Source organism: Micromonospora sp. NPDC085948 (assembly GCF_040686315.1).
GTDB lineage: Bacteria > Actinomycetota > Actinomycetes > Mycobacteriales > Micromonosporaceae > Micromonospora.
Map to the genome: position 1 here is coordinate 1 of NZ_JBFBJW010000031.1, position 5581 is coordinate 5581.

The 5581-nt window shown below is 57.7% G+C and carries 3 rRNA genes; all 3 read right to left on the bottom strand.

Annotated elements, in window-relative coordinates:
• Positions 1–185: 185 nt before the first annotated feature.
• Positions 186–302 (bottom strand): 5S ribosomal RNA (gene rrf, locus AB0O48_RS34470).
• 86 nt (positions 303–388) lie between these two features.
• Positions 389–3501: ribosomal RNA gene (locus tag AB0O48_RS34475) — 23S ribosomal RNA — on the bottom strand.
• A 384-nt stretch (positions 3502–3885) separates the two neighbouring features.
• Positions 3886–5402, bottom strand: a 16S ribosomal RNA gene (locus tag AB0O48_RS34480).
• The 16S, 23S and 5S rRNA genes sit together here, the layout of an rRNA operon.
• Between the last annotated feature and the right edge of the window lie 179 nt (positions 5403–5581).

Genomic DNA, 5581 nt, shown 5'->3' on the forward strand with positions numbered 1-5581 from the left:
CCGGCCGCAGGCCGCAGGGTCGCGCAACATCCTGGTTGTAGTGGGGTCAGCACGTCGGGGACAGCACCAGATTCTGGTTCGAGCGTGACCTTGCCTCCGGCGCGAGGAACCCGGGTCGGTGAACCCACCAATCGGCAGACGCAGAAAAGGCCACCCCGTGATGGGGTGGCCGTTTCTGGAAGATTGTCCGGCGGCGTCCTACTCTCCCACACCCTCACGAGTGCAGTACCATCGGCGCTGGAGGGCTTAGCTTCCGGGTTCGGAATGTAACCGGGCGTTTCCCCTCCGCCATGACCGCCGTAACTCTATGAACATATCAAACAACCCCGGGCACACACACGCGGGTGTTCGCTTGTTCAGAGTTGCACAGTGGACGCGTAGCAGCTTAGTAGTCAAGTCCTCGGCCTATTAGTACCGGTCAACTGAACCCGTTACCGGGCTTACATTTCCGGCCTATCAACCCAGTCGTCTAGCTGGGGGCCTTACCCCACCAAGGTGGGTGGGATACCTCATCTTGAAGCAGGCTTCCCGCTTAGATGCTTTCAGCGGTTATCCCTTCCGAACGTAGCTAACCAGCCGTGCCCTTGGCAGGACAACTGGCACACCAGAGGTTCGTCCGTCCCGGTCCTCTCGTACTAGGGACAGCCCTTCTCAAGTATCCTACGCGCACGGCGGATAGGGACCGAACTGTCTCACGACGTTCTAAACCCAGCTCGCGTACCGCTTTAATGGGCGAACAGCCCAACCCTTGGGACCTGCTACAGCCCCAGGATGCGACGAGCCGACATCGAGGTGCCAAACCATCCCGTCGATATGGACTCTTGGGGAAGATCAGCCTGTTATCCCCGGGGTACCTTTTATCCGTTGAGCGACACCGCTTCCACTCGCAAGTGCCGGATCACTAGTCCCGACTTTCGTCCCTGCTCGACCTGTCAGTCTCACAGTCAAGCTCCCTTGTGTACTTGCACTCAACACCTGATTGCCAACCAGGCTGAGGGAACCTTTGGGCGCCTCCGTTACCTTTTAGGAGGCAACCGCCCCAGTTAAACTACCCACCAGACACTGTCCCTGAACCGGATAACGGTCCGAAGTTAGATACCCAAATCAACCAGAGTGGTATTTCAAGATTGCCTCCACCCATACTGGCGTATGGACTTCACCGGCTCCCACCTATCCTACACAAGCTAATTCGAGTACCAATGTCAAGCTATAGTAAAGGTCCCGGGGTCTTTCCGTCCTGCCGCGCGTAACGAGCATCTTTACTCGTACTGCAATTTCGCCGGGCCTGTGGTTGAGACAGTGGGGAAGTCGTTACGCCATTCGTGCAGGTCGGAACTTACCCGACAAGGAATTTCGCTACCTTAGGATGGTTATAGTTACCACCGCCGTTTACTGGCGCTTAAGTTCTCCGCTTCGCCCCCGAAAGAGCTAACAGGTCCCCTTAACGTTCCAGCACCGGGCAGGCGTCAGTCCATATACATCGAATTACTTCTTCGCATGGACCTGTGTTTTTAGTAAACAGTCGCTTCCCCCTGCTCTCTGCGGCCATACAACGCTCCACCCGCGCGGGGCTTCACGTCTCCGGCCCCCCTTCTCCCTAAGTTACGGGGGCAATTTGCCGAGTTCCTTAACCACAGTTCGCCCGATCGCCTCGGTATTCTCTACCTGACCACCTGTGTCGGTTTGGGGTACGGGCCGCTAAGAACTCGCTAGAGGCTTTTCTCGGCAGCATAGGATCACTGACTTCACCTGAATCGGCTCGGCATCACGTCTCAGCCTTATATGTGTTGCGGATTTGCCTACAACACGGCCTACACGCTTACCCCGGCACAACCACCGGCCGGGCTCAGCTACCTTCCTGCGTCACCCCATCGCTTGACTACTACCCATCAGGTTCCCACGCTCCCCATTCGCAACCCGAAGGTCTTGAACGGTTTGGGTGGTTAGCACAACGAGGTTCATCAGGGACGCTCTTTCGCGGGTACGGGAATATCAACCCGTTGTCCATCGACTACGCCTCTCGGCCTCGCCTTAGGTCCCGACTCACCCAGGGCGGATTAGCCTGGCCCTGGAACCCTTGGTCATCCGGCGGAAGGGTTTCTCACCCTTCTTTCGCTACTCATGCCTGCATTCTCACTCGTGCCGCGTCCACAACTGGGTCACCCCGCTGCTTCACTCGCGGCACGACGCTCCCCTACCCATCCACACACCTGCACAAGGAATCAAGTCCAAGCGAGGATAAAATGTGAATGCCACAGCTTCGGCGGTGTGCTTGAGCCCCGCTACATTGTCGGCGCGGAACCACTTGACCAGTGAGCTATTACGCACTCTTTAAAGGGTGGCTGCTTCTAAGCCAACCTCCTGGTTGTCTATGCGACCCCACATCCTTTTCCACTTAGCACACGCTTAGGGGCCTTAGCTGGTGATCTGGGCTGTTTCCCTCTCGACTACGAAGCTTATCCCCCGCAGTCTCACTGCCGCGCTCTCACTTACCGGCATTCGGAGTTTGGCTGATTTCGGTAAGCTTGTGGGCCCCCTAGACCATCCAGTGCTCTACCTCCGGCAAGAAACACGCGACGCTGCACCTAAATGCATTTCGGGGAGAACCAGCTATCACGGAGTTTGATTGGCCTTTCACCCCTAACCACAGGTCATCCCCCAATTTTTCAACATTGGTGGGTTCGGCCCTCCACGCGGTCTTACCCGCGCTTCAGCCTGCCCATGGCTAGATCACTCCGCTTCGGGTCTAGGACACGCGACTGAATCGCCCTATTCAGACTCGCTTTCGCTACGGCTCCCCCACACGGGTTAACCTCGCCACATGCCACTAACTCGCAGGCTCATTCTTCAAAAGGCACGCCGTCACCCCGCAAGGCTCCGACGGATTGTAGGCGAACGGTTTCAGGTACTATTTCACTCCCCTCCCGGGGTACTTTTCACCATTCCCTCACGGTACTTGTCCGCTATCGGTCACCAGGAAGTATTTAGGCTTACCAGGTGGTCCTGGCAGATTCACGGCAGATTTCAGGGGTCCGCCGCTACTCGGGAACACCCACAGAAGGTCAGCAACTTTCACCTACCGGACTCTCACCGTCTACGGTCAGCCATTCCAGACTGTTCGACTAGCCACTAACTTTGTAACTCCTCGAACAAGTGTCAGCTTGTTCAGCGGGGTCCCACAACCCCGACCACGCAACCCCTGACAGGTATCACACGCAGCCGGTTTAGCCTCGATCCGCTTTCGCTCGCCACTACTCACGGAATCACTAAATTGTTTTCTCTTCCTGCGGGTACTGAGATGTTTCACTTCCCCGCGTTCCCTCCACACACCCTATGTGTTCAGGTGTGGGTGACACCACATGACTGGTGCCAGGTTTCCCCATTCGGACACCCTGGGATCACAGCTTGGTTGACAGCTCCCCCAGGCCTATCGCGGCCTCCCACGTCCTTCATCGGCTCCTGGTGCCAAGGCATTCACCGTTCGCCCTTGACAACTTGACCACAAAGATGCTCGCGTCCACTGTGCAATTCTCAACAAACGACCAACCCACAACCCGATCCGCCCCACACCAAACCCAACCCAACGGTCAGCGGTATGCGAGGCCAGGCCATGCCTGGCAGACTCCCAGCCCCCACACCGGAGGGCTGGCCAAGTCTCTGAAACAACAACCAACGGTTGTTCCTTCAGGACCCAACAGGGTGCTTACATTCCTCCTCAGCCGCACCAGGGACTTCGTTCCCACCACCCCGAAAGGCAGCTGTACTAGAAGGAACCCGGCCGTTGCCGAGGAAAAACTTGCCAGTGTCTCCGCCATCTGAGCACCCCACCACCACAGTCGGGCGGTGCGGGCTCCTTACCGACTTTCGTCGGAAGGTGCTCCTTAGAAAGGAGGTGATCCAGCCGCACCTTCCGGTACGGCTACCTTGTTACGACTTCGTCCCAATCGCCAGCCCCACCTTCGACGGCTCCCTCCCACAAGGGGTTGGGCCACCGGCTTCGGGTGTTGCCGACTTTCGTGACGTGACGGGCGGTGTGTACAAGGCCCGGGAACGTATTCACCGCAGCGTTGCTGATCTGCGATTACTAGCGACTCCGACTTCACGGGGTCGAGTTGCAGACCCCGATCCGAACTGAGACCGGCTTTTTGGGATTCGCTCCACCTCACGGTATCGCAGCCCATTGTACCGGCCATTGTAGCATGCGTGAAGCCCTGGACATAAGGGGCATGATGACTTGACGTCATCCCCACCTTCCTCCGAGTTGACCCCGGCAGTCTTCGATGAGTCCCCGCCATAACGCGCTGGCAACATCGAACGAGGGTTGCGCTCGTTGCGGGACTTAACCCAACATCTCACGACACGAGCTGACGACAGCCATGCACCACCTGTGACCGCCCCCGAAGGACCTCACATCTCTGCGAGTTTTGCGGCCATGTCAAACCCAGGTAAGGTTCTTCGCGTTGCATCGAATTAATCCGCATGCTCCGCCGCTTGTGCGGGCCCCCGTCAATTCCTTTGAGTTTTAGCCTTGCGGCCGTACTCCCCAGGCGGGGCGCTTAATGCGTTAGCTGCGGCACAGGAAACCGGAGAGGTCCCCCACACCTAGCGCCCAACGTTTACAGCGTGGACTACCAGGGTATCTAATCCTGTTCGCTCCCCACGCTTTCGCTCCTCAGCGTCAGTATCGGCCCAGAGACCCGCCTTCGCCACCGGTGTTCCTCCTGATATCTGCGCATTTCACCGCTACACCAGGAATTCCAGTCTCCCCTACCGAACTCTAGCCTGCCCGTATCGACCGCAGGCTTGGGGTTGAGCCCCAAGTTTTCACGGTCGACGCGACAAGCCGCCTACGAGCTCTTTACGCCCAATAAATCCGGACAACGCTCGCACCCTACGTCTTACCGCGGCTGCTGGCACGTAGTTGGCCGGTGCTTCTTCTGCAGGTACCGTCACTCTCGCTTCGTCCCTGCTGAAAGAGGTTTACAACCCGAAGGCCGTCATCCCTCACGCGGCGTCGCTGCATCAGGCTTCCGCCCATTGTGCAATATTCCCCACTGCTGCCTCCCGTAGGAGTCTGGGCCGTGTCTCAGTCCCAGTGTGGCCGGTCGCCCTCTCAGGCCGGCTACCCGTCGTCGCCTTGGTAGGCCATCACCCCACCAACAAGCTGATAGGCCGCGAGCCCATCCCAAGCCGAAAAACTTTCCACCCCCAGCCATGCGGCCGGAAGTCCTATTCGGTATTAGCCCCGGTTTCCCGGGGTTATCCCAAAGCTTGGGGCAGGTTGCTCACGTGTTACTCACCCGTTCGCCGCTCGAGTACCCCGAAGGGCCTTTCCGCTCGACTTGCATGTGTTAAGCACGCCGCCAGCGTTCGTCCTGAGCCAGGATCAAACTCTCCAACAAAAAATTAGTTGAACAGCATCCTGACAACAAACAAATGTTGCCAAAGGAATCCCAACCAGCCAGCAAAAACTGACCAGTCCGGGGTATAAATCATAATTGGCACTGGCTTTACAAGCACCCTGTTGAGTTCTCAAAGAACAACCACACACCGACCAGAAGCCCCACCTCAGTGGAACCCC